At 60.6% G+C, this 22,959-nt stretch carries 22 protein-coding genes; 16 read left to right on the top strand and 6 right to left on the bottom strand.

All coding sequences use genetic code 11. The annotated features are described in order from the left end of the window. The first annotated feature begins 29 nt into the window (after positions 1-29). From ACILSI_RS03740 to ACILSI_RS03715, 6 genes are all read left to right on the top strand, one after another. A complete protein-coding gene (locus tag ACILSI_RS03740; RefSeq protein WP_395720504.1) occupies positions 30-1,193 on the top strand; it encodes a DUF4013 domain-containing protein in 1,164 nt (387 codons plus the stop codon). Between the two features lie 63 nt (positions 1,194-1,256). Continuing rightward, entirely contained in the window at positions 1,257-2,024 is a 768-nt protein-coding gene (locus ACILSI_RS03735; protein ID WP_395720503.1) for a sulfite exporter TauE/SafE family protein, read from the top strand. Positions 2,025-2,047: 23 nt separating this feature from the next. Next, positions 2,048-4,798 carry a PVC-type heme-binding CxxCH protein gene (locus tag ACILSI_RS03730; protein ID WP_395720502.1) on the top strand — a complete coding sequence of 917 codons (2,751 nt, stop codon included), beginning with the start codon at positions 2,048-2,050 and terminating at the stop codon, positions 4,796-4,798. Between the two features lie 78 nt (positions 4,799-4,876). Beyond that, complete coding sequence (gene galE, locus ACILSI_RS03725; protein ID WP_395720501.1) at positions 4,877-5,881, top strand: UDP-glucose 4-epimerase GalE; 1,005 nt, start codon at positions 4,877-4,879, stop codon at positions 5,879-5,881. Positions 5,882-5,931: 50 nt separating this feature from the next. After that, a complete protein-coding gene (locus ACILSI_RS03720; protein ID WP_395720500.1) occupies positions 5,932-6,669 on the top strand; it encodes a fibronectin type III domain-containing protein in 738 nt (245 codons plus the stop codon). 37 nt (positions 6,670-6,706) lie between these two features. Beyond that, complete coding sequence (locus ACILSI_RS03715) at positions 6,707-7,024, top strand: hypothetical protein (protein WP_395720499.1); 318 nt, start codon at positions 6,707-6,709, stop codon at positions 7,022-7,024. Positions 7,025-7,039: 15 nt separating this feature from the next. Here the strand turns inward: ACILSI_RS03715 and recN are convergent, their stop codons facing one another. Both recN and ACILSI_RS03705 read right to left on the bottom strand, forming a co-directional pair. Next, positions 7,040-8,704 (bottom strand): DNA repair protein RecN, encoded by a 1,665-nt coding sequence (gene recN, locus ACILSI_RS03710; RefSeq protein ID WP_395720498.1) that lies wholly within the window; start codon positions 8,702-8,704, stop codon positions 7,040-7,042. A gap of 47 nt (positions 8,705-8,751) precedes the next feature. After that, complete coding sequence (locus ACILSI_RS03705) at positions 8,752-9,612, bottom strand: AraC family transcriptional regulator (RefSeq protein ID WP_395720497.1); 861 nt, start codon at positions 9,610-9,612, stop codon at positions 8,752-8,754. A 102-nt stretch (positions 9,613-9,714) separates the two neighbouring features. On the opposite strand from ACILSI_RS03705, the gene ACILSI_RS03700 reads away from it, so the two are divergent. From ACILSI_RS03700 to ACILSI_RS03685, 4 genes are all read left to right on the top strand, one after another. Next, entirely contained in the window at positions 9,715-10,623 is a 909-nt protein-coding gene (locus ACILSI_RS03700) for a dihydrodipicolinate synthase family protein (protein ID WP_395720496.1), read from the top strand. Between the two features lie 95 nt (positions 10,624-10,718). Then, entirely contained in the window at positions 10,719-11,078 is a 360-nt protein-coding gene (locus ACILSI_RS03695) for a GxxExxY protein (RefSeq protein WP_395720495.1), read from the top strand. 66 nt (positions 11,079-11,144) lie between these two features. Beyond that, positions 11,145-12,206 (top strand): exo-alpha-sialidase, encoded by a 1,062-nt coding sequence (locus tag ACILSI_RS03690; RefSeq protein WP_395720494.1) that lies wholly within the window; start codon positions 11,145-11,147, stop codon positions 12,204-12,206. A 67-nt stretch (positions 12,207-12,273) separates the two neighbouring features. Then, positions 12,274-13,482, top strand: a complete 1,209-nt coding sequence (locus ACILSI_RS03685; protein ID WP_395720493.1) for an exo-alpha-sialidase — start codon at positions 12,274-12,276, stop codon at positions 13,480-13,482. 127 nt (positions 13,483-13,609) lie between these two features. Here ACILSI_RS03685 and ACILSI_RS03680 read toward each other — a convergent pair whose 3' ends face one another. Beyond that, positions 13,610-14,023 carry a hypothetical protein gene (locus ACILSI_RS03680; protein WP_395720492.1) on the bottom strand — a complete coding sequence of 138 codons (414 nt, stop codon included), beginning with the start codon at positions 14,021-14,023 and terminating at the stop codon, positions 13,610-13,612. Between the two features lie 656 nt (positions 14,024-14,679). Between ACILSI_RS03680 and ACILSI_RS03675 the strand changes: the two genes are divergently transcribed. After that, complete coding sequence (locus ACILSI_RS03675; protein ID WP_395720491.1) at positions 14,680-15,756, top strand: exo-alpha-sialidase; 1,077 nt, start codon at positions 14,680-14,682, stop codon at positions 15,754-15,756. Beyond that, complete coding sequence (locus ACILSI_RS03670; protein WP_395720490.1) at positions 15,753-16,973, top strand: MFS transporter; 1,221 nt, start codon at positions 15,753-15,755, stop codon at positions 16,971-16,973. The genes ACILSI_RS03675 and ACILSI_RS03670 overlap by 4 nt, the downstream gene beginning before the upstream one ends. Here the strand turns inward: ACILSI_RS03670 and ACILSI_RS03665 are convergent. Both ACILSI_RS03665 and ACILSI_RS03660 read right to left on the bottom strand, forming a co-directional pair. Next, the gene (locus tag ACILSI_RS03665; RefSeq protein ID WP_395720489.1) at positions 16,945-17,556 is read right to left on the bottom strand and encodes a phosphatase PAP2 family protein; all 612 of its coding nucleotides are present in this window, start codon (positions 17,554-17,556) and stop codon (positions 16,945-16,947) included. The genes ACILSI_RS03670 and ACILSI_RS03665 overlap by 29 nt on opposite strands. Next, positions 17,553-19,088 (bottom strand): ArnT family glycosyltransferase, encoded by a 1,536-nt coding sequence (locus ACILSI_RS03660; RefSeq protein ID WP_395720488.1) that lies wholly within the window; start codon positions 19,086-19,088, stop codon positions 17,553-17,555. The genes ACILSI_RS03665 and ACILSI_RS03660 overlap by 4 nt, the downstream gene beginning before the upstream one ends. Positions 19,089-19,187: 99 nt before the next feature. Here ACILSI_RS03660 and ACILSI_RS03655 point away from each other — a divergent pair, with 99 nt between their 5' ends. From ACILSI_RS03655 to ACILSI_RS03640, 4 genes are all read left to right on the top strand, one after another. Beyond that, complete coding sequence (locus ACILSI_RS03655) at positions 19,188-20,063, top strand: PEP-CTERM sorting domain-containing protein (protein ID WP_395720487.1); 876 nt, start codon at positions 19,188-19,190, stop codon at positions 20,061-20,063. After that, positions 20,060-21,286 carry a bifunctional folylpolyglutamate synthase/dihydrofolate synthase gene (locus tag ACILSI_RS03650; protein ID WP_395720486.1) on the top strand — a complete coding sequence of 409 codons (1,227 nt, stop codon included), beginning with the start codon at positions 20,060-20,062 and terminating at the stop codon, positions 21,284-21,286. Before ACILSI_RS03655 ends, ACILSI_RS03650 begins: the two co-directional genes overlap by 4 nt. A gap of 75 nt (positions 21,287-21,361) precedes the next feature. Continuing rightward, the gene (gene pgsA / locus ACILSI_RS03645) at positions 21,362-21,961 is read left to right on the top strand and encodes a CDP-diacylglycerol--glycerol-3-phosphate 3-phosphatidyltransferase (protein WP_395720485.1); all 600 of its coding nucleotides are present in this window, start codon (positions 21,362-21,364) and stop codon (positions 21,959-21,961) included. 13 nt (positions 21,962-21,974) lie between these two features. Then, positions 21,975-22,442: a RidA family protein gene (locus tag ACILSI_RS03640; protein ID WP_395720484.1), complete on the top strand. Its 468-nt coding sequence runs from the start codon at positions 21,975-21,977 to the stop codon at positions 22,440-22,442. 53 nt (positions 22,443-22,495) lie between these two features. Here ACILSI_RS03640 and ACILSI_RS03635 read toward each other — a convergent pair whose 3' ends face one another. Then, the gene (locus ACILSI_RS03635; protein WP_395720483.1) at positions 22,496-22,894 is read right to left on the bottom strand and encodes a hypothetical protein; all 399 of its coding nucleotides are present in this window, start codon (positions 22,892-22,894) and stop codon (positions 22,496-22,498) included. Positions 22,895-22,959 lie beyond the last annotated feature (65 nt).

Genomic DNA, 22,959 nt, shown 5'->3' with positions numbered 1-22,959 from the left:
TCGGGCACAGGACTTTCATACCGCACATCATGTCCGAACCCCCGCCTCTCCCATCCCAGCCTCCGCCTTCAGGCGAGAAGCCTGTCGTGGTCGGGAAGAAAGGTTTTGTCCGCGCCCTCGCCTCCATCCTCGATTGGCTCTTCGGCTTTGTGGCCTTGCTCGCGTTGCTAGCGGCCTGCTCGGTGGTTCCAGTGCTTAATTTCCTCAGCCTCGGCTACTTGCTCAACGTGAGCGGCACCATCGCACGCACCGGTCGCATTCGAGATGGATTCATCGGAGTGAGGAAAGCCTCCGTCATCGGCAGCATCGCCGCCGGCACGTGGCTCGTCGTGTGGCCTGCCCGACTCGTCTCCGGCATGTGGCGCGACGCCGAGCTCATCGCCCCAGGCAGCAGCGTGGCCAAAGCGTGGCATGCGGGCCTCGTCGCCGTCATCGTGGTCGTAATCGCGCACATCGTGTGGGCCTGCGTGCGTGGTGGCAAGATCCGTCACTTCCTGTGGCCGCAACCGCTGCGTTTCATGCACTGGCTGCGCACGCCGGAGAAGTTCGGCAATCTCCAGCGCATCGTCACGGAATACGTCGTCGCTTTGCGGCTGCCGTTTTACTTCTGGCTTGGCCTGCGTGGCTTCGTCGGCGCGCTGGCGTGGCTGATTGTGCCCGTGGGCATCCTGCTCATCGCCACGAAGCTGCCGCTGGGCTTCTCCATTCTCGTTTCGCTGATTGGCGGCATCCTGCTGCTGCTCGTGGCCATTCATCTGCCGTTCTTGCAAGCACGCTTCGCGCAAACCGACCGCTTCAGCGCTCTCTTCGAGCTGCGTGAGGTGCGGCGGCTCTTCCATCGTGCTCCTCTGGCCTTCTGGGTGTCGCTTCTCGTCACGCTGCTATTCGCCGTGCCGCTCTACCTGCTGAAGATTGAGCTCACTCCGCGTGAACTCGCCTGGCTGCCGAGTCTGCTCTTTGTCCTCTTCATCTTCCCTGCCCGACTTCTCACCGGCTGGGCCATGAGCCGCGCCACACGTCACGAACAGCCGCGTCACTGGTTCTGGCGCTGGACGGCGCGTCTCGGCATCGTTCCCGTCGGACTCGCTTACGTGATCGTCGTTTACATCACGCCCTACCTCTCCTGGAACGGAACCTGGAGCCTGCTGGAGCAGCACGCCTTTCTCGTCCCGGCACCGCTAATGGCGCTGTAAAAAGCGGCGCGGATCGAATCAGCACTTGTTCATCATTCGCCATTCGCCATTCGTCATTTTCTGATGACTTGGCTCACCGAACACACCCTCCTGCCTGCTGATACCTGGATGCTCGTGCTGGCCTTGCTCGGCTCCATGTGCATCGGCATGTCGAAGGCGGGGCTGTCAGGCACCTCGACGCTGAATGTCGTGCTGATGGCAAAAATCTTCGGCGCGAAGGAATCCGTCGGTGTCATCCTGCCCATGCTCATCGCGGCGGACTTCATGGGCTACTTCCTGAATCGCAAAGGCGGCACCTGGCGGCGCATCCTGCCGATCCTGCCTCCAGCCATCGTCGGTGTGATCGTGGGTTGGGTGCTGCTTGGCAAATTCGACAACGCCATGGCCCGCATCGTCATCGGCTGGATCATCATTGCGCTGCTCATCTTCAACTGGGTGCTCAACAAGCGGCGGCAGGACTTCCTCGCGCTCACCGAGCACCAGGGCTTCACCTGGACGATGGGATTCCTCGCCGGCGTCGTCACCATGCTCGCCAACGCCGCCGGTCCGGTGATGACCGTTTACCTCCTCGCCCAACACCTGGAGAAAAAGGAGCACCTCGGCGTCTTCAGCCGCTACTTCCTCTTTGTGAACCTCTTCAAGGTCCCGTTCAGCGCTGACCTCGGCATCATCAATCCGAAGTCGCTCATGACCAACCTCACGCTCATGCCCGGCGTCATTCTTGGCGTGTTCCTCGGCTGGTGGATCTTGAAAAAGCTGCCGCAGAAGCTCTTCGAAAACGTCCTCTTCTGGCTCACGGCCTTCGCAGCCGTGTGGCTGATTCGAGGGTAAACCAACCTGCCTCGTCTCCTTCCATGAAACCGATCCTCCTCAGTCTTTGCCTACTGGGAAGCGCCCACAGCGCCGACTTCCCCGCGCTCTACAACAGCGAGCCCGGCAATCCCTCGCCGATGTCGCCGCAGGAGGCGTTGAAGGCGCTCAAGCTGCCGGAGGGCTTCAAAGCCACGCTCTTTACCGCGGAGCCGGACGTGCAGAATCCCATCGCGATGGCTTGGGATGCGAAAGGCCGCATGTGGGTGGCGGAAAACTACACGTACGCCGAGAGCGCGAAACGCTTTGACCTCTCGCTGAAGGATCGCGTGATCATTTTGGAGGACAAAGACTGGGATGGTGTCGCGGAGACGCGGAAAGTGTTCACCCAGGACGTGCAGATGCTCACCAGCGTCGAGGTCGGTCGCGGCGGCGTGTGGCTCATGTGCCCGCCGCAGGTGTTGTTCATTCCTGATGCGAATGGCGACGACATCCCCGATGGTGAGCCGCAGGTGGTGATCGACGGCTTCACGGTGGCCAAGGACAACTACCACAACTTCGCCAACGGCCTGCGCTTTGGCCCCGATGGCTGGCTCTATGGCCGCTGCGGCCACTCGTGTCCCGGCAAACTCGGCGTTCCCGGCACGCCAGAAGACCAACGCGTGCCGATGAAAGGCGGAATCTGGCGCTATCATCCCGAGAAGAAGATCGTCGAAGTGCTCACGCACGGCACCACGAACCCGTGGGGCCACGATTGGGATGCGAACGGCGAGATGTTCTTCATCAACACCGTCACCGGCCACCTGTGGCATCTCATCCACGGTGCGCATCTCATGGATTCGAGCATGCTGAACCCGCTCGTGTATGAAAAGCTCGACACCATCGCCGATCACTACCACTACGACCGCAGTGGAAGTTGGTCGGATTCTCGCGACGGCAAGGCGAACAGCCTCGGCGGCGGCCACGCCCACATCGGCATGATGATTTATCAGGCTGATCAATGGCCCGAGCAGTATCGCAACAAGCTCTTCACGCTGAACATGCACGGCCGCCGCGCCAACGTGGAGCGTCTGGAACGCAACGGCAGCGGCTACGTCGGCAAGCACGAGCCCGATGTTTTCCTCAGCGACGATCCGTGGTTCCGCGGCATCGAAATCAGCACTGGACCCGACGGCAGCGGCTTCATTCTCGACTGGAGCGACACCGGCGAGTGCCATGACTCCACCGGTGTCCACCGCACCTCCGGCCGCATCTTCCGCATCAGCTACGGGGAGCCGAAGAAGCCCGGAAAGCCCTTCGCTTGGCGTAAAGCGTGGCCGAAGGCCGATTTGAATGGAGACGAACATCAACGTGCTCTCGCCATTCGCGAACTCGTGCAGTTCTCGCCTCTCGATGCCATTCCCGGCCCGCTGCCGCACGCGAAGTATCCCGAACTCGCCTTCGATCCCGTCAAAATGGCCTTGAGCGAAAAATCCGCCTTCGTGCGCCTTCAACTCGCGTCCGTGCTTCAGCGTCTTCCGGTCGAAAAGCGGCCTCTTCTCGCCAAGGCGCTGCTTTCGCACGCCGAAGACGCGAACGACCCGTTTTTGTCCCACATGGTCTGGTTCGGCATCTCGCCGCTTGCGAAGCATGAGCCCGTCGGACTCGTCGCTCTGGCGAAGGATTGCCAATGGCCCAAAGTGACGCGTTGGATCGCCCGTAGCCTCGCCACGCAGCCGGAGATGCTGAACATGCTTCTCGTCATCAACCAATCCGACGAAGTGCTCGAAGGCATGTCCGAAGCCTTCAAAGGCCTGCGCAAGGCTCCGAAGCCCGCGAATTGGGACAGGATTGTAGCCACCTCGAAGTCACCGCTCATCCGCGATCTCAGCATCCTTTTCGGCGATGGCCGAGCGCTCGATGATGTGAAGAAGATCGCCCTCGATGACAAAGCCGACCTCCCTTCCCGCGAAGCTGCGCTCAAAACGCTGATCGAAGCGCGCCCGGACGATCTGCGCAGTCTTTGCGCACAGCTCATCGAAGTTCGCACACTCAACACCACCGCCGCGCGCGGACTGGCTCTCTTTGATGATCCAGAGATTGGCAAGCAGCTCGCGAAAAACTACCGCAAGTTTGCGCCCGGCATCATCGACACGCTCGTCTCGCGCCCCGCCTTCGCCAAAGCGATGCTCGCCGAGATGGCCGCCGGCAAAATCCCGCGCACCGACCTGAGCGCCTTCCACGCCCGCCAGATTCGCTCCTTCAATGACGAAGCGCTCACGAAACAGCTCACGGATGCCTGGGGCGAGCTGCGTGAGTCTGCCGCCGACAAAAAGCAGCTCATCGAGAAGGTGAAAGCCCAGCTCACGCCTGACACGCTTGCCAAAGCCAACCTCAGCCAGGGCCGCATGCTCTTCACCGCCGTCTGCGGCGCCTGCCACGTCATGTACGGCCAAGGCGGCAAGATCGGCCCGGATTTGACCGGCTCGGGCCGTACGAACCTCGATTACCTGCTCGAAAACATCGCCGATCCCAGCGGTGTGGTCAGCGCCGACTTCCGCATGAGCCTCCTCACGCACAAAGACGGCCGCGTCCTCAGCGGCGTCATCGCCGAATCGAACGACCGCACGCTCACCTTGCGCACCGTGACCGAAACCTTGACCCTCGACCGCGCCGACATCACCAAACAGGAAACGTCCCCCATGTCGATGATGCCCGAGGGCCTGCTCCTCGCCCTTCAACCGGACATGGTGCGCGATCTCATCGCCTATCTCATGCATCCCGTGCAGGTGCCGCAGCCGGGAGCCAAGCCATGATAAAGGCCTCCCAATTGTGGGGAGGCTCTAAAGGAATCTCCATTTGGCAACGCATCCATCGCCTGCTGTACTTCCGAAATGTCACAAGGAACCCTTCTCATCACCGGCGGTGCCGGCTACATCGGCTCGCACACTGTTCGTCATCTGCTGGATCAGCATGAGCGCGTCGTCGTGCTCGACAATCTCGTCTTCGGCCATCGCGGTGCCCTGCCGCTGGACCGTGTGACTTTCATTGAGGGCGAAATGGCAGACGCCGCGCTCATTGAGCGTCTTTTCGCCGAGCACAAGCCGGAGGCTGTGCTGCACTTCGCCGCTTTTGCCTATGTGGGCGAGTCCGTCACCGATCCGCTTAAATACTACCGCAACAATCTCGCCTCGCCGCTCACGCTGCTGGAGGCCATGCAGCGCCATGGCTGCAAACGCTTCATCTTTTCCTCTACCTGCGCGACGTATGGTGATCCGGTGCGCATCCCTATCGACGAGTCGCATCCGCAATCTCCGGTGAATCCCTACGGCGCTTCGAAGTGGATGCTGGAGCGTGTGCTGCGTGATTGTGGCACTGCGTGGGGACTGAAGTCCGTTTTCCTGCGCTACTTCAATGCCAGCGGCGGCCACCCCAGCGGCGAGATCGGCGAGGATCACAATCCCGAGACTCATCTTATCCCGCTCGTGCTTCAGGCCGCCGCCGGTCAGCGTGAGCACATCACCGTCTTCGGCACCGATTACCCCACGCCGGATGGCACCTGCATCCGCGATTACATCCACGTTTGCGACCTCGCCAGCGCCCATGCTTTGGCCCTGAAATATCTTCGTGAAGGCGGCGATACCATCGCCATCAATCTCGGCACGGGCTGTGGTTTCAGCGTGAAGGAAATCATCGCCACTGCCGAGTCCGTCACCGGCAAAACGATCCCCGTGAAGTATGGCGAACGCCGCGCCGGAGATCCGTCCGAACTCGTCGCCGATCCGGCGCTCGCCGCGAAGGTCATCGGCTGGAAGGCCGCGCACCTCGATCCACGCGAGCACATCGAAAGCGCGTGGAAGTGGATGAGCGGCCCGCGTGGTGGGCGATATGCAGATTGAACGGATGCCACCTAGGGCTGTCTCACTGTGACCCGCCACGTTTCAAGTTCATGAAAGGACTCGCATCACTGCTTATCGTCATCCTCGTCGCCTTTGCTGGCGCGCTGTCGCATGCCGTTGAGCTTGTCGGCCAGCCGCAGGTGAAAGCAGAGGCGAACACGGCCACCATTTCCTGGAAAACGGATGTCGAGTGCGGCACCCGGCTAAGCTACGGCCGCAATGCCGCTCAACTGGATCAAAAGACGGAAGGTGGCGTCAGCAGCGCACATGAGGTTTCGCTCCCGGGCCTGGCTCCCGGGACGACGTATTATTACAGCATCGGCAGTGCCCGTACGAAGCTCGCCACCGGCACCTTCACCACGCCCGTTACTGCGGCACCTTCTTCCATCGTGCGACGAGTTCTCGATGTTCTCTCGCCTGAAAAAAAGCCCCCGCCGAGTGATGTCGCAGCTTTGCGAACTCCGCCCACACGCCAAACCTGGGGCAATATCACGACGTTGCAGGATCATTTCGACCGACATGGGCGTGACTTTTCCAGCACATCGCCCGATGACTATGCCGCGCAGGCCTGGCGCTTTCTCCAGCGCGCCCGCGCTGACAGCCTGCCCATGAAACTCGATGAGACCGATGGCACGCTGCGGGTTTTTGACACTAAAACAGGCATCTTCGCCGCCTACAATGGCGTAGGACGCACAAAAACATTCTTCAAGCCGGAAAGCTCCGGCTACTGGCAGCGCCAGCCCGGACGTCCGGTGAAACCTGCTGACCTACGCTTTTCCTCCCGCTGAAAAAACTCCCGCAAAACCGCCCCCCAAACAACCTGTCATGAAAAACTCGTTAAACACCTGTCCTGTGTGTGGCTACGACCACCTCGCCGAGCCGCCACGAAATCGCACTGGCGGAGCCTCCATGGAAATTTGCTCCTGCTGCGGCTTCCAGTTTGGCGTGACCGATGACGACCAAGGCGTCAGCTACGATGCTTATCGCGAAAAATGGATCACCGACGGCATGCAATGGAGCGGCAAAGGCAAAAAGGCCCCCAAGGGTTGGAATCCACAGACCCAGCTTGGTGCCCTCGCCCGCCTGGCCACGCTCAAACGTGTCAAAGGCCGCCCGCCACGTATGTCGATGCAGTTGGTGTGAGAAAGTTCGCGAGGCTCACTTTGCCGCGCCCTTGAGCAGGCTCTTGGCATGCTCCCGGGCGCTTGCCGCGCTGCCGCCGAGCATTCGCGCCAGTTCCTCAATGCGCTCGTCTGCGCTCACTTCCTGAATTTGCGAGCGCGTCGTGTTCCCCGTGATCTCCTTCGTCACGACAAAGTGACTGCGAGCCAGTGACGCCACCTGCGGGAAGTGCGTGATGGCGATCACCTGGTGCGTCGCCCCCAGTGCCGCCATCTTGCGGCCCACCGCCTCGGCGATGTTGCCGCCGACGTTCGCGTCGATCTCGTCAAACACCAGCAGCGGCACCGCGTCCTGCTTCGCCAGAGCGCTTTTCACCGCCAGCAGCACGCGTGACATCTCACCGCTGCTCGCCGTCAACCGCAGCGGCTTTGATGGCTCGCCCGGATTCGGCGCAAAATGGAAATCCACCTCCTCCAGGCCGCATTTCTCCGGCGAGGGCAGGTTGGCAAGCTGCGCCTCGAACACGCTGCGCTTGAATCCAAGGTCGATGAGATGAGAAGCCACCTCTTTGGCCAGTTTTGGGGCTGAATCGGCTCGTTTCTTCGAAATCTGCTTCCCAAGCTTCATCACCTCGACCTCGCGCTCCTTCACCAGCTTTTGCAGCTTAGCGATCTCCTCGCCGCGATTCTCCATCTTCGCGAGTTTGCGCTCCGTTTCGGCCAGGAACTCCAAAATCTCCGCGATGCTGCGGCCATACTTCCGCTTCAGCGTTTGGATCGTGTGAATGCGCCCTTCGAGCTTGTCCAACTCAGCAGGATCTATCTCCAAATCGCCCGCGTAATCCGCCACACTGCTCTCCAGCTCCGTCAGCTCGATCTGCGCCGACTTAAAGCCTTCAAACATCGCCGCCGTGCCGGGATCAATCTTCTCCAGTTCATGCAGGCTGCGGCTGATCTCACGCAAGCCATCAATCACACTGCCTTCGCCCTCGCTCAGGCGGCTCGTGATCGCTCCGCACAGCTCGGCAAGTCTCGCACCATTCGCGGCGATGCGATGACGCGATTCGATCTCCTCTTCCTCGCCTGCCTTGAGATTGGCCACCGCGATTTCGTTCGCCTGAAACTTCAGCATGTCGATCTGCTGGCTGGAGGCCCGCTCAGAGTTCTCCAGTTCATCGAGTTCCGTGACCACCGCACGCCACTGCTTCCAGGCGTCCTGATACTTGCCCAGCAGCTCCTCGATGCCGGTGAATTTGTCCAGCATCTCAAGCTGCCGCTCACGCGAGTGCAGCGACTGATGATCATGCGGCCCATGCAGATCCACCAAAAACTCGCCCAGGCTCTTGAGCACCTGAATCGTCACCGGCGAGCAGTTCACAAACTGCCTGTTCGCCCCGCTGGTGCTGATGGTGCGTTTGATCAGCAATTCCCCGTCCTGGCACGGCTCCAGCCCCGCTTCTTCGAGCACCGCATCAATCGCCCGCGTGTCCTTCAGATGAAAACTCGCCTCCACCGTGCAGGCATCCTGCCCATTGCGGATCAGCGACCGGTCCGCCCGCTCGCCGAGGATCAGCTTCAAAGCACCCACAATGATCGACTTGCCCGCGCCCGTCTCCCCCGTCACACCCACCAGTCCCGCCGCCAGCTCCCACGTCACATCTTCGACGAGGGCCAGGTTGCGGATTTTGAGGAAGGAAAGCATGCGGTGTGGATGGGGAGTGCGCGAAGATGGGAAGTCCCCGCCGCATTTCAACCACCACGAGGCGATCTTCCGCTCCACGCCTTGAAAGCACGCGAAAAATGCGCGGCGGACTTGTAGCCGAGCTCGGCGGCCACGTTTTTCACCAAGGCGTCCGGCTGGCGCAGCTTGATCGCAGCTTGGGAGAGTTTCAGGCGCGTGAGGCAGGCGAGGGGAGTTTCGGTGTCGTAACGCTGAAACAACCGCGTGAAATACGCCGCCGAGACGTGGCAGGCCTTCGCTGCTTGCTCAATGCTGCTTAGAACCGGGTAATTCCGCAGCAGATGACCGCGACAGCGCAGATACGTCGCGTAGGCGGGGTCGATCTTCGTCGTTGCAGGCTGGCGGCTGTCCGCGCAGAGCACCAAAGCGTGCTCCAGCGCCGCACAAGCCGCTCGTAGCCCGAATCGACCGCCACGCAGCGCATGATCGATCACCTCCTCCAGCAGCGTGACCACGCGTGAGGCATCCGCCACGCGCAAAACACTGCCGGGGGAGAGATCAAGATCGCTCATCATCTGCGCGGCGCGTTTGCCGGTAAAATTAAAGAAATACTTCACCATCGGCTCCTCTGCCGAGCTGCGGATGACGTGCGGCGTGGTGGAATCAAAAAAGAACGCATGCCCGGCCTCGACCGAGTGCTTTTGATCGGCCAGCGTGACGCTGCCCTGGCCGCGCGAGACGAACTCGAAAGCGAGAAACGGAAAGTCCCGCCGATCCACGACAAAATCCGGCGCACACCACTCGCAGCCGCCGCCCACGAGGCTGAGCGTGCCCGCATCACGCTGACGTTCCTCCCACTCCGGCAGAAAAAAGCGTCGGGTGCGCACGACTTGCGTCGAAAAGTAGTCGGCCTGGTCGGTGGCGGGCATGGCTTGGAGCATGTCAGGGCCATCAAGAATCGTCAAGCGGCTGCCAAGGATGGTCAGAACACGCGGTTTGCGTTGTTGGCGCGTTGAACTTGGTTGCGGCTTATGTCCCAACCACTTCGCGGCATCATCCCGCCTCTCGTCACCCCATTGCGTGATCGCGACGCGCTCGATTCCGCCGGCTTGGAGCGTCTGGTCGAGCACCTCATCAGCGGCGGTGTGTCCGGCCTGTTCATTCTCGGCACGACGGGTGAAGGCCCGAGCCTCAGCTACCGTTTGCGTCGTGAGTTGATCGAAAAGACCTGTCAGCTCACCAACGGCCGCGTTCCCGTGCTCGTCGGCATCACGGACACGTCGTTCACCGAGAGTGTGAACCTCGCGAAATACTCCGCCGACGCCGGAGCCACGCATGTGGTGCTCGCACCACCCTATTACTTCCCCGCCGCACCGCCGGAGATGCTCGAGTATGTGCAGGACCTCGTCGCCGAGATGCCGCTGCCGTTGTTTCTCTACAACATGCCCGGTCTGACGAAGGTGAGCTTCGAGATCGACCTCGTGCGGCGTGCGCTCGACATGCCCGGCGTCTGCGGCGTCAAAGACAGCTCGTGTGACATGATCTATTTTCACCGCCTCATCGAGATCGCCAAGCAACGCGCCGATTGGAGCGTACTCGTCGGACCCGAGGAACTCACTGCCGAGGCCGTGCTGCTCGGCGGCCACGGCGGCATCAATGGCGGAGCCAATCTGCATCCGAAACTCTACGTCGAGATGTATCAAGCCGCCGCCGCGCAGGACCTCCAGCGCACGCGAGAGCTTCACGCCCAGGTGATGAAGCTCGCCGGAGCCATCTACACCGTCGGCAAGCACAAGAGCGCCATCATCAAAGGCATCAAATGCGGCCTCAGTCTCCTCTGCATCTGCGAAGACCACATGGCCGAGCCTTTCCACCGCTTCCGCGAACCGGAACGCGAAATCATTCGTGAAAGACTCGTCACCCTCGGACTGCTCAGATAGGAACAACCACGGAATACACTGAATACACGGAAAGGTTTTTCTGGTTCAGTTTTCAGTGTGTCCTGTGTATTCCGTGGTCAATCCATCTCCTCCCAATGAACCCCAAACTCATCTATCCAGACGAAAGCTTCGCCATTCGCGGTGCGCTCTTTGAAGTCTATAAGAACAAGGGTTCTGGCTTTCTTGAGCCCGTTTACCAAGAGTGCCTCGAAATTGAGTTTCGACTTGCCGGGGTGCCTAGCATTTCTCAACCTCGGCTCCACCTCGACTACAAAGGAACCCCTCTGAAAAGCGAATACATCCCGGACTTCATCTGCTTCGACAAGATCATCATCGAACTCAAAGCCGTGAAGGAATTGACGGATGCTCATCGAGCGCAGGTTCAGAATTACCTCAAAGCCACCGGCTTCAAACTCCGCCTTCTTGGTCAATTTCGGCCACAACCCTCTCATTGAGATTGAGCGGATCGTACTCTGATAGCACAACCACGGAACCCAAACCAACCGAACAAACAACCCGCTATGAAACTTCATCATCTCATCCTTCCGTGTATTCTGTGTATTCCGTGGTTGTCTCATGCCGATCCCGCCATTCTCAAAACCGAATACATCTACGACACCGGCCCTTACCCGCAGATCCACGCTACCACGATCACCGAAACGCCCACGGGCCTAGTCACGGCCTGGTTTGGTGGCACGGCGGAGAAAAACCCGGACGTGTGCATCTGGGTCTCGCGGCATCTTCCCGATGGCAAATGGACCGAAGGCGTCGAAACGGCGAATGGCAAGCAAGCCGACGGCAAGCGGCACCCAACTTGGAATCCGGTGCTGTTTCAGCCGAAGGACGCGCCGCTGATGCTCTTCTACAAAGTCGGCCCGTCGCCGAGCACCTGGTGGGGCGAGCTGAAAACGAGCACCGATGGCGGCAAAACATGGTCGGCGGCTCAAAAGCTGCCGAAGGGCATCTTCGGCCCGATCAAGAACAAGCCTGTGCAGCTCTCAAACGGCGACATCCTCTGCCCCACGAGCAACGAGACCGACACGAAGCCCAGCGCGTGGGCCATCTACTTCGAACGCACGTCTGATCTCGGCAAAACATGGACGCGCACCGAGTTGCTGCACGACGGTTTGAAGATCGGAGCCATCCAGCCGAGCATTCTCTTCCTCGGCGGCGACAAGCTTCAAGCCGTCGGTCGCACGAAGCAGAGCAAAGTCTTCCAGATCACCTCCGACGATGCCGGCAAGACCTGGGGTGAGATTTCACTTACCGATTTGCCAAATCCGAACTCCGGCACCGACGCCGTCACCCTCGCCGATGGCCGTCACCTGCTCATCTATAACCACACCGCCAAAGGACGCAGTCCGCTGAATCTCGCCGTGAGCAAGGACGGCAAGACCTGGGAAGCCGCGCTGGTTTTTGAAGACGAACCGAAGAAGGAGTTCAGCTATCCAGCCATCATCCAGACGAAGGACGGCCTCGTGCATATTACCTACACCTGGAAGCGGGCGAAGGTGAAACACGTCGTCCTCGATCCCGCCAAGCTCACCACGAAGCCCATCTTGAACGGCCAGAGGCCGCAGTGACGTAGATTTGAGTGGCACTCGAATCCGAACCCCCTAGCCGATTCGATTACCAATCGAATCTACCATTATGAAAGCCGCCTTACTCGCTCTTCTCGCAGCCTCTGCACTGGCAGAGCCGCCGAGTCCCAGTTCGCCCGTGATGCTCTCCGGCCCGTGGGTGCCGGAGGATTCGCATCAACTCGACTTCGTCGCGCTTCCGCGTGTGCCGAGTCAGCATGTCGTAATCAACGACGTGACCGCCAAGGGCAACGACCCGACACAGCTCGACAAAAAGAAAGGTGGTGTGAATCAGCACAACTACCTCGCGCATCACGACGGCCAGTTTTGGGCCATGTGGAGCGATGGACCAGGCATCGAGGACCGCGTGGGGCAGCGCGTGAAGTTCGCTACGAGCTCCGACGGCTTGAAATGGAGCACGCCGAAGTTCCTGACGCCGATTCCGCCGAACTCGGGGCCTGATTCGCCGCATTACGGCACTCGCACGGAAAAAGGCATGCGCTGGATCTCGCGCGGCTTTTGGCAACGAGATGGCGAATTGCTTGCGCTGGCCTCAGTGGACGAGGCGGCAGGCTTTTTCGGCCCCAGCCTCGAATTGCGTGCCTTCCGTTTCGACAAAGCGTCCGGCGAGTGGCGCGATGCAGGGCTTGTGTTTGACAACACGATCAACAACTTCCCGCCGATGAAACTGCGCACCGGCGACTGGATGATGTCACGACGCCAGCATGACTACAAAACCAGCGGCGTGCACTTCCTCGTCGGCGGCATTAAATCAATCGGCGACTGGCAATCCTTTCCCGTGCTCGGCAGCGCGTCCGAACTGAAGGCCGAGGAGCCGGATTGGTGGATTTTGCCGTATAACACCCTCGCCGCCGTCTTCCGCGACAACCGCCGCAGCGGCTTCCTCTACCGCGCCTTCTCCACCGACGACGGTCACACCTGGAGCACGCCACAGAAGACGAACTTCCCCGACGCCACCTCGAAAATCAGCGGCCTCCGCCTCCGCGATGGTCGCTACGTCCTCGTCTCGAATCCCAATCCTAAGAAGCGCGATCCGCTCACGCTCTCGATCAGCGATGACGGCCTCGCCTTCACCAAGATGCTCTACCTCGTCGGTGGCCGTCACATCGACTATCCGCACGTCATCGAGCACGGCGACAGCCTCTTCATCGCCTTTGCAGGTGGCAAACAAAGCGTCGAAGTGCTCAAGGTGAAGCTCAGCGATATCGATGCCGTGAAAATGCCGGAGAAGCCGATGCGAATCGGCGACGCAAAGTAGCCCTCTCGCTCCGTCGAGAGGAGCTTGGCACTTCGCAGACTCCACTCGTCACCGCACTTCGATAACACTCCGAGCCTGCGGTAGCCCTCAGCTCATCTTGCGGAGCAAGATGGCCGCTTTGCTGACGCTACTTTCGCTCCGCCTTCAAATAGGGCCGCAGCGCCTCAAAGCGAAAATCGATCTCGGCGATCTCTTCCGCACTCAGTTTCAACTCGGAGAAGATGGGTTTGTCGGGGATCGACTGCTTGGGGCAGTATTGGCGGGAGATCATGTTTTTGAAGATGCCGCGCTTCTTCCACAGATGAAGCTGGAAGCCCCGCAGGTCGCCGCCGGGCAGATGCTGGCCGAGATTGAAGAAGAGCATCAGCTTCGCGTGGATGTCGCGCACGGTGTCGGGGTCTTTGCCGCTTTGCATGAGATCCCAGACGCGGGTGAGAACATCGGCATAGACGGCGCGTTCGGTGATGAGACCCTCGGTGCCGAGGTGGGATTCGTAGAGCCAGCCGTGAGCACTACGCGCCGGACTTGGATGGCACCTCACGCCATGGCGAGCCTGTGCGCAGGACGCAATAGTAAGCTTCCAGATGCGTGGGAACCACTTTGGGCCTTCGCCCGCGTCGCGCGCCCATTTTTTGAGGACTACAGAATGAATGAAGAAGCCCTGTCACGCAGGGCCAGTTCAAGACTACGGGGCGTTTTGTTGAACATGGTCCCTTCTCGACGAGCTCCGTTCCCATGTCTGTCAAAGCTCGCGCTATTTGCGAAGACACTGCTTAGATGCTTCTGAAAGTGAGGCATGGCTCACGAAAGGACTGATCGAAGCACGTTTGGGAAAAACTCGCCCTGCGCTTTCAGTGCTCTCACTGGCGGAGAAACTCGGCAAACCTCGTCATCTATGTTTGATGCAGATGGCATACGCCCACATGAATAACATGCCACCAAATAAGTCTCTCGCTCGTGCATGCTTGGATGAATCTGAATCGTCCATGACTGTTGATCGTCTCAGTTCAAAGCATTTTGCCGAGATCGCGAAAGTTTGGGCGCGGCTTTAATAGGCTCCGAGGGGAGCGGAGTCATCCAAGCGGCTGCGGCGCATCGCTGATCAGGTTCCTTGGCCTCGTTCGACTTCGCTCCTCTGGAGCTGATCTCCTGCGTGGATGCATGGACGGGTGAGCAGGGGACGTTTGATGGCCGGTCATGTCACGTTTCTTCATCTCGGCTCTCGCTTTGTTTGCCTCGCTCCTTCCTGCGCAGGAGATTCACACACTGGCCTCGGGTGACGACTATCTGGCCTTTCCGGCGGTGATCGAAGTGGGGGATGAGGTGCTGGTGAGCTTCAAGCGCGGGAAAGCGCACGCGGCGGACGCGGGAGCGACGCAGGAACTGCTGAGGCTGGGCAAGGCATCGGGCAAAGTGCTCGCCACGGGCACTCTGGCAGAGGTGAAGGGCGAGATCATGCAGATGGGCGAGTGGGTGCGGTTTGGGAACGGGGACGTGGCGAACTACATCGACGCGCAGGCGGCGCAGGGATCGCTGCGGACGGGATTGGCCGTGGTGAGGTCCAACAACGGCGGCAAGACCTTCGGGCCGGTGCAGCGGGCGGGCGTGATCGATGGCGTGGAGTATGGCTATGCGTTTGACTCGATCACTCGCGGGCAAACGACGTGGATGCTGGTGATGACCTTTGCGAACCTCACCGGTGGCAAGCTCGTTCACAAGACGAAGAGTCAGCCAGGCTCCGTGGATGTGATCCGCAGCGATGACAACGGCCTGACGTGGCGTTTCGTCCGCAGCATCACGAATGAACTCGGTGGTGCGCCGATCAATGAAAGCGCGTTCATGGCGCATGGTGATGGCTTCATCGTCACGGCGCGGGGTTATGACAATCGCGGGTGGCTGCTGCGCACGGATGCGGAGTTCAAACTGATCGCGAAGACCGATCTGAATGCCGAGAATGAAGTCATCACCTCGCACATTGGCCGGCCGCGCTTGTTTCAGCGAGACGGTGGCTTTTACCTGCTGGGACGGAACTGGATCGAGAAGGGCTTGATGCAGCTCGCCCTGTTCAAGTTTGATCCGCAGACGCTCGCGATCACACGGCATGTCGTCTTGGACAATGCGGAGAAGAAGCCGGTGGCAGATGGCTACTACGCGCAGCCGTATTGGACGGAGAATGAGGGGCACACGGGCTTCCATGTCATCACTTATAAAAGCGGCGCGCAGAAAGTGCCGGAGATCATCCGGCTGGAGTTTGACTGGGAGGAAGTGCGATGAACCTGGATCGTCTGCCGCGAGCTTGGCTCATCGTCGGTGTGCTGTGGGTCGTGGCGGCACTGAACTATCTGGACCGCATCATGATCACCACGATGCGGGATTCGCTCACGCAAGCGGTGCCGATGACGGATGCGCAGTTCGGCCTGCTGACCTCGGTTTTCCTGTGGGTGTATGGACTCCTGAGTCCCTTCGCCGGATTTCTCGCAGATCGCTTCAATCGCAGCCGACTGATTGTGTTCAGCCTGCTCGTGTGGTCGCTGCTGACGTGGCTCACGGGTCATGCGCGGAGTTTTGAGGAACTGATCGTCGTGCGTGCACTCATGGGCCTGAGCGAGGCGGCGTATTTGCCTGCGGCGCTGGCTTTGATTGCCGACTATCATCGAGGCAGCACGCGCTCGCTTGCCACGGGCATCCACATGACCGGGCTGAGCGTGGGCACAGGACTGGCGGGCATCGGCGGCTGGGTGGCGGAGAGGCACGGATGGTCGGCGGCGTTCGATGTGTTTGGCATCTTCGGTGTCGTGTATGCCGTGGGTTTGCTTTTCGTGCTGCGTGAACCGCCACGTCAGAGTGGAGTCGTGACATCGAGTGCGGATCAGCCACGACTCGGCCAAGCGCTCGTCAGCTTATTTAGCAGCCGTTCGTTTCTTTTGCTGCTCGCGTTCTGGGGCCTGCTGGCGCTGGCGGGCTGGGCGGTGATGGGCTGGATGCCCACATTCTTCAAAGAGCAGTTCAAGCTCGATCAAGGCGCGGCGGGCATCTCGGCCACGAGCTTTCTGGCGGTGGCGATGTTTGTCGGCAAGCTCGTCGGCGGCGCGTGGGCGGATCGCTGGAGCCGCACAAATGATCGCGCGCGTATCCTCGTGCCCGCCATCGGCCTGTTCATCGCCACACCTGCGACGTTGCTGGTCGCTAACACGGGTGTTCTGGCGATGGCCATCGCCGGGCTGTCGATCTACGGCTTCACGCGTGTGTTTTCTGACGCGAACTTGATGCCCATCCTCTGCCAAGTGTCCGACAGCCGCTACCGCGCCACGGGTTATGGCGTGCTGAACATGTTCTCCTGCATCGTCGGCGGGCTCACGGTGTACATCGGTGGTGTTTTGCGCGATGCGCAGATCAGCGTCAGCACGCTGTTTCAATTCGCTGCAGGTGGGCTGCTCGTGTGCGGGGCACTGATGGTTTTTGTCAAACCCGTGCGTTCCACCGGCTCATGAATCGTTTGGTCGCGCTGACGACTCCCAGACCGGTCAAGACACCGAGCGCCATGGAGGGAGGGATGTCAGAGGGCCAGTGCGCGCCGCAGTAGATGCGCGAATAAGCAACGGCGGCGGCGAGCAGATACATCGCCAGGCCGGCACCGCGATAAAAACAGGCGATGACTGTGGCGACGGCGAACATGTTGACCGTGTGGCTGGAAGGAAAGGACTTGCCGTGAGTTTCGCCACGCGGCTCGCTTGCTTTGATCACTGGCTTTTCAAACAATCGCATGAATGCGGGCGAGGCGTTGCCGAGATCACGAACGATGACGCCTTCCATCGCATCGCGAGGGCGCACGCGGCCGACGGTTTTTTTCAGGGTGTTGGAGATCACGGCGTCGCCGATGGCGATGGCGATGGCGAGGCAGAACAGCATGAGCCGCGCTTGCTTGCCGCCGCGCCAAGCGGTGAGCAGCACCGCGAGGATGATGGCCGGCAGCCACGCCTCAATGGCGGAGAGCGCGGGCATGAGCCAGTCGAGCGCCGGATGCGACCCGGCGGTGTTGATCTGATGCAGCAGGCCGAGATCCCAGGCGGTCATTGGGCGCGCACGGGTTTCCAAGATTTCAGGTTCGTGCCCAGATACACGCTGAACTCGCGTGTCTGCTGCCCGAGCACGATGCGGATGTCTCCGCGATGTTCGAGCTTTTCAAAGGCTGCGGTGAAGACCGGGTTTTGCAGCAGTTCTCGGCCCGGCGAGGGATCAAGAATGAGCGCGTCGAAGCCGAGGCGTTCTTCCGGCCCCGGCCAGACCTCGTACTGAGACTGCGGCGTGCCACTCGGCTCCCAGCGATACAAACGCGGATGCGAGGGCATATAGAAGGCCATCTGCGCCGCGTGGTAGCGATGGCTGAGCGCCATGACGAAGGTTTTTTCCGGTCGTGGCACTTGATCGAGAAATTTCCGCGCCTCGATGCCCGCCTCACGCCAGCCACGGATGCTGGCGAGCTTGCTGATGCCTTTAAGGTCGGTGGTGAAAACAATGACGAGCGCGAGATGAACGATGACGACGAATACGCCCCCGACACGCAGGGACCAGCGCTGCCAGCCGGGATTTGCCACCGTGGGCAGGCAACCGCGCATCCACGCCGCCGCCAGCACAAAGGCGGGCACGAAGAAGGCGGCGGGCCAGTTCGGATTGATGCGCTGCCGCAGCGCCAGCAGCGCGAAACAGGCCAGGGCGGGCGCTGAAGCCAGCAGCAGGAATAACGCAGGGCGCGTGAGCTTGGAGTGGTGCTTGATCCCAGCCAGCATCGCAGCCACGAGCGCCAAGAAGGTCACAGGCGTGTAGATGAGCGCCTGAAGGCCGACATTTTCCAGCGTGCGGCCGATCCATTGGCCAAAATCCAGGCTCTGCGTGTCGAAGTGATGCTTCGTGTGCTCCAGGGTGATCCAGGCGTGTTCCTGGTTCCACTTCAGCACGGGAATGATGAAGGCCATGCCGGCCAGGATGGTGAGCCACAGGCGCGGATTGCGCAGCAGCGGGCGGTCCTCGCGTGAAACGGCAGCGAAGGCGAGCATCAGCAAAGGAAAAGCCAGCATCATCTGCTTGCTGAGCGTGCCGAGGCCGATGACGAGCGTCAGCGCGAGCCAGCGGGTGTTGCAGGAGGGTTTTTGCACCGCGAACCAGAACAGCAGCAGCCCCAGCGTCCAGCACAGGAGCAGCGGCGCGTCGATGGTGAGCAGCAGGTTCAGCCCGGCGTTTGCAATCGTCAACAGCACGAGCACGGCGGTGAGGAAGGCGGTCCTGGCATCAAACAGCACGAGCGCGATGCGGTGCATGACGATGAGCGTGGCCGTGCCGAGCAGCAGGGCGGCGAAACGAATGCCCCACTCGGCGTTTCCAGTCAGCCAGCCGATCACGCCCATCATCCAGCCGATCATCGGCGGCTTGCTGAAGTAGCCCCAGTCCGGCCTGCGGCCCCAATCCCAGTAATAGGCCTCGTCACCGGCCAGGTCCGCGCCATTCACAAACAGCAGCATCACGCCCACGCGGGCGATGAAAACGGCGGCCAGCAGCCACCAGAAGCGTTTGAGCCAGGTCGGGGAATCAGGGTCGGGAGTCAAAGACATGCGACGGCACGATAGCGGCACCCAGCGGCTGCGAAACCAAGAATCCTCCGTGATGAACTTGTTTCTTGGCCGTCTGCGAAATCGCAGCATGGTAGAGTCGTGAACTTGTTCCAGGTCATCGGTTGTTTCGCGCTTCTGGCCGCCACTTCGGCCAAAGCACTGACGATTGTGGGCTATGACTCTGCCACGAATGACCGTTTCGCCTCGGGTTACCCGACCGCGCCTGTTGAAAACACCTCGGCGTCCTTCCTCGGCAACGGTTACGACCTCTCCGGCGTCGGCTGGAACGCGGCCAACTCAGCGCAGAGCTTCGCGATGATCAGCGACCAGCATTTTGTCTATGCGAATCATTATGGGCCTGGAGCTGGCTCCACCTTGAACTTTTACAGTCCCACCTTGGACACCGTCGTCAGCTATGGCGTGAGCAGCACGACGTACAACTTTACCTTCAACGGCCAGACGAGCGATTTCGCCGTTGGCATGCTTTCCACGTCTTTGAATGCCGCGCATGGCATCACCAGCTACCCCATTCTGGAGCTGAACACGCTGGCGTCTTACCTTGGGCTGCCAGCGCTCATTTACGGCCATGGTTCCAACGGGCCGCGCCTCGGGGCCAACACCGTCGATGTCCTGCTGCCCTACAATTTCCCCGGAGGAATAGGCGATGACAGCTATGGCATCGGCTACAGCCATAACGGCAGTCTTTCTGGCGATTCGATCGTCGAAGGTGGCGACTCCAGCGGGCCAACCTTCATCCCGTGGCATGGAAGTCTGGCGCTTGTCGGCACCCATTCGGTCGTTGGCACGATCAGCAGCGTTCCGTATTCCATCGACAATTTCATCCCGCAGTATCTCGGCCAGATGCAGACGTTCGGCATCGACTTCAGCGTCGTGCCGGAACCCTCGCGTTTCCTGCTGCTACTGCTCGGCGCTTGCGCCCTGCTGCGGCGCAGGCACCGTGCGCCACGCGAATGACCCACGACACGGCGCAAAAGGAAATCGACTGGCTTTACAGCACGCAGCTCTTCGGCATCAAGCTGGGGCTCGATAATGTGCAACGACTGCTGCGCGAGCTGGGGCTGCCTGCCGCCGGGCAGAAATTCATCCACGTCGCCGGGACGAACGGCAAAGGCTCCACCTGCGCCTTCATGCACTCGATTTTGAAGCACGCGGGTATCAACGCCGGATTATTCACCTCGCCACACCTGGTTCACTTCGGCGAGCGCATTCGTGATGCGGAGCGCATGATTTCCTCGGATGAGATCTCTGCGGGCATCAACCGCCTGCGTGAACGTGTCTCAGGCTGGAATCCGCATCCGACATTCTTCGAACTGACGCTTGCCCTGGCGCTCGAATGGTTCGCGCGGCGAGGAAATCCATGGGTGATCCTCGAAACGGGCCTGGGGGGACGTTTGGACGCCACGAACGCCCTCCGGCCTGCCGTGAGCGTCATCACGCCGATTGGCTGGGATCATATGGACATGCTGGGGGACACGCTGGCGAAGATCGCCGCTGAAAAAGCCGGGATCATCAAGCCGGGAGTGCCCGTGATCACGATGACGCAGGAGACGGAGGCGCTGGAGGTCATCCAAACAACCGCCGAGCAACGTGGTGCGCCGCTCACGGTGCTCGAAACCGGGTGGAGCCGCGAAACGGGCCTGCCAGGTCCGCATCAACGCTGGAATGCAGCGATGGCCGTCACTGCATTGAAAGCCGCAGGCTTTGATTTTGCCGAAAGCGTGATCGAAAGCGGCCTGCGCGAGGTGGAATGGCCAGCCCGCTTCCAAAAGATCCGTCCCGGCGTTGTCATTGACGGTGCGCACAATCTGGATGCCGCCCGTGTGCTGGTGCAGACGTGGCTTGAGCAGTTCCCGCAGCAGCGGGCGCAGGTCATTTTTGGCGCGGTGGCGGGCAAGGATGTTTCTGGAGTGTTGCGAGAGATCGCGTCCATCGTGGATGGCTGGCATTTCACGTCTTTTGGATCACCTCGGGCGCTGCCCGCAGAGGAGCTTTGTCGCGTTTGGCAGGGGTTGGGACTTGAGCCAAGGCCTGTGGCTATGCATGCCGACGTGGCGGAAGCGCTTCATGCGGCGGGTGGTGCACAACCTGTGCTCATCGCAGGTTCACTTTACCTGGCAGGAGAGGCCATCGCGTTGATTGAGGGGCAGGCGGATGCTTTTGAGCGCAGTGCTCAGTAGGTTTTGGCTTTTTTTGTCCCAGTCCCGGCATTGACAGCGGGGGCATTCCATCGCTACTCAGAAGGCCGCCCTCTCATGAACCTGCCCAACAAGCTCACCCTCTCCCGCCTGGTACTCACCGGCGTGTTTGTGGCGGTTTTTTACCTGCCATGGGAGAACGCGGTCTCGGTGGCGATGATCATTTTCGGCATCGCCTCGGCCACGGATTATTTTGACGGCCAAATCGCGCGGGCACGGGGCATCGTGACGAATTTTGGCAAGCTGTTTGACCCACTGGCGGACAAAATCCTCATCGCCGCTGCCTTCATCATGCTTTCGGCGGACAAGACGATCCCGGAGGAGCTGCGGATGCCAGCATGGATCACCATCATCATCCTGGCGCGGGAGTTTTTCGTGACGGGCATCCGGCTGGTGGCAGCGGGGCAGGGCGCGGTTTTGTCCGCAGAGAAACTGGGGAAGCACAAGATGCTCTGGCAGATCCTCACCGTGCTCTATTTCATGATGCGCCAAGCTTCGACGGAGCCGTTGTTCGGCTTCACACGGCCCGCGTTCATTGCCAACCCGGACACCGAGCGCCTCGTGTCCTACGTCATCGTTTATTTCACCACGCTGCTGACATTGGTGTCCGGTTTCAGCTATTTCTGGAAGAACCGGCGCTTGTTTGACGATGCGTGACTCACCGCTTTCCATGAACGCCGAAACAGCTCTCGCCTCCCTCAATCTGACCCTGCCACCACCGCCGCCACGCGGGGGTGTTTACAAGCCCGTCGTCATCGTGGGCAACATGGCCTACGTCTCCGGCCACGGCCCTTTCCTGGGTGATGGCGAATACATCTGCGGCCGGGTCGGCGCGGATCTGGATCTCGACGCAGGCAAGGCCGCCGCCAAACAAACCGCTCTCGCGCTCCTGGCCACGCTGAAAAGCGAACTCGGGAGCCTGGACCGCGTGAAGCGCGTGGTGAAGCTGCTCGGGATGGTGAATAGCACGCCCGATTTCCCTGACCATCCGAAGGTCATCAACGGATGCAGCGAGCTGTTCGGTCAGGTTTGGGGCGATGAGCATGGCATCGGCGCACGCAGCGCGGTGGGCATGGGTTCGCTGCCTGGGAACATCGCTGTGGAGATCGAGGGCATCTTCGAGCTGCACGACGCGTGAGCATGAAAAACCCGCGCCGCAGATGCGGTCGCGGGTTGCATCAAACCGGTGGCTTAGAACCAGCGCGAGCCAAAACCCAGGCCGCTCGTGCCCCAGCCGCTGTAAGGAGCGCAGCGCCCGTGATAACCGCCCCAAGGATGGTGGTTGTAGCCGGTCAGCAACGGCGTGTAACGATAGGCCGGACGCTGGTAGCTGCTGAAGTAATAAGGGCGCTGGTAATGCGACGAGGCGTAGTATGGCCTGCCATAGTAGGGGCGGCTGGCGAAGGCCGGGCTGCTGCGCACCGTGTAGAACTGGCTGCGGTTCACACCGCCCAGGACCGTGCCGCTGCGTTGATAGTTGCTGGCACCATAGTAGCCGCCGTTGGGGTAATACGGGTATTCGCACGAAGTCAGCAGCAACACCGCGCCAACGGACAGGATCACAGAAAGCCGAAGCCAAGGAGTTTTCATATGTGTGAGGATGTTTACGCCGAGCAGTAGCGCACAACGGCACCCGCCTTGGCAATCAGGAAAAT

The organism is Prosthecobacter sp., from assembly GCF_044232965.1.
GTDB lineage: Bacteria > Verrucomicrobiota > Verrucomicrobiia > Verrucomicrobiales > Verrucomicrobiaceae > Prosthecobacter.
This window is presented reverse-complemented; position numbering and strand designations above follow the sequence as displayed.

Coding starts and splice junctions, on each gene's coding strand:
- ACILSI_RS03640 (WP_395720484.1), top strand. CDS start 21,975: ATGAACGCCGAAACAGCTCTCGCCTCCCTCAATCTGACCCTGCCACCA.
- ACILSI_RS03670 (WP_395720490.1), top strand. CDS start 15,753: ATGAACCTGGATCGTCTGCCGCGAGCTTGGCTCATCGTCGGTGTGCTG.
- ACILSI_RS03690 (WP_395720494.1), top strand. CDS start 11,145: ATGAAACTTCATCATCTCATCCTTCCGTGTATTCTGTGTATTCCGTGG.
- ACILSI_RS03685 (WP_395720493.1), top strand. CDS start 12,274: ATGAAAGCCGCCTTACTCGCTCTTCTCGCAGCCTCTGCACTGGCAGAG.
- ACILSI_RS03740 (WP_395720504.1), top strand. CDS start 30: ATGTCCGAACCCCCGCCTCTCCCATCCCAGCCTCCGCCTTCAGGCGAG.
- ACILSI_RS03730 (WP_395720502.1), top strand. CDS start 2,048: ATGAAACCGATCCTCCTCAGTCTTTGCCTACTGGGAAGCGCCCACAGC.
- ACILSI_RS03650 (WP_395720486.1), top strand. CDS start 20,060: ATGACCCACGACACGGCGCAAAAGGAAATCGACTGGCTTTACAGCACG.
- recN (WP_395720498.1), bottom strand. CDS start 8,704: ATGCTTTCCTTCCTCAAAATCCGCAACCTGGCCCTCGTCGAAGATGTG.
- ACILSI_RS03700 (WP_395720496.1), top strand. CDS start 9,715: ATGTCCCAACCACTTCGCGGCATCATCCCGCCTCTCGTCACCCCATTG.
- ACILSI_RS03705 (WP_395720497.1), bottom strand. CDS start 9,612: ATGCCCGCCACCGACCAGGCCGACTACTTTTCGACGCAAGTCGTGCGC.
- ACILSI_RS03735 (WP_395720503.1), top strand. CDS start 1,257: ATGACTTGGCTCACCGAACACACCCTCCTGCCTGCTGATACCTGGATG.
- ACILSI_RS03635 (WP_395720483.1), bottom strand. CDS start 22,894: ATGAAAACTCCTTGGCTTCGGCTTTCTGTGATCCTGTCCGTTGGCGCG.
- pgsA (WP_395720485.1), top strand. CDS start 21,362: ATGAACCTGCCCAACAAGCTCACCCTCTCCCGCCTGGTACTCACCGGC.
- ACILSI_RS03675 (WP_395720491.1), top strand. CDS start 14,680: ATGTCACGTTTCTTCATCTCGGCTCTCGCTTTGTTTGCCTCGCTCCTT.
- ACILSI_RS03665 (WP_395720489.1), bottom strand. CDS start 17,556: ATGACCGCCTGGGATCTCGGCCTGCTGCATCAGATCAACACCGCCGGG.
- ACILSI_RS03720 (WP_395720500.1), top strand. CDS start 5,932: ATGAAAGGACTCGCATCACTGCTTATCGTCATCCTCGTCGCCTTTGCT.
- ACILSI_RS03660 (WP_395720488.1), bottom strand. CDS start 19,088: ATGTCTTTGACTCCCGACCCTGATTCCCCGACCTGGCTCAAACGCTTC.
- galE (WP_395720501.1), top strand. CDS start 4,877: ATGTCACAAGGAACCCTTCTCATCACCGGCGGTGCCGGCTACATCGGC.
- ACILSI_RS03695 (WP_395720495.1), top strand. CDS start 10,719: ATGAACCCCAAACTCATCTATCCAGACGAAAGCTTCGCCATTCGCGGT.
- ACILSI_RS03715 (WP_395720499.1), top strand. CDS start 6,707: ATGAAAAACTCGTTAAACACCTGTCCTGTGTGTGGCTACGACCACCTC.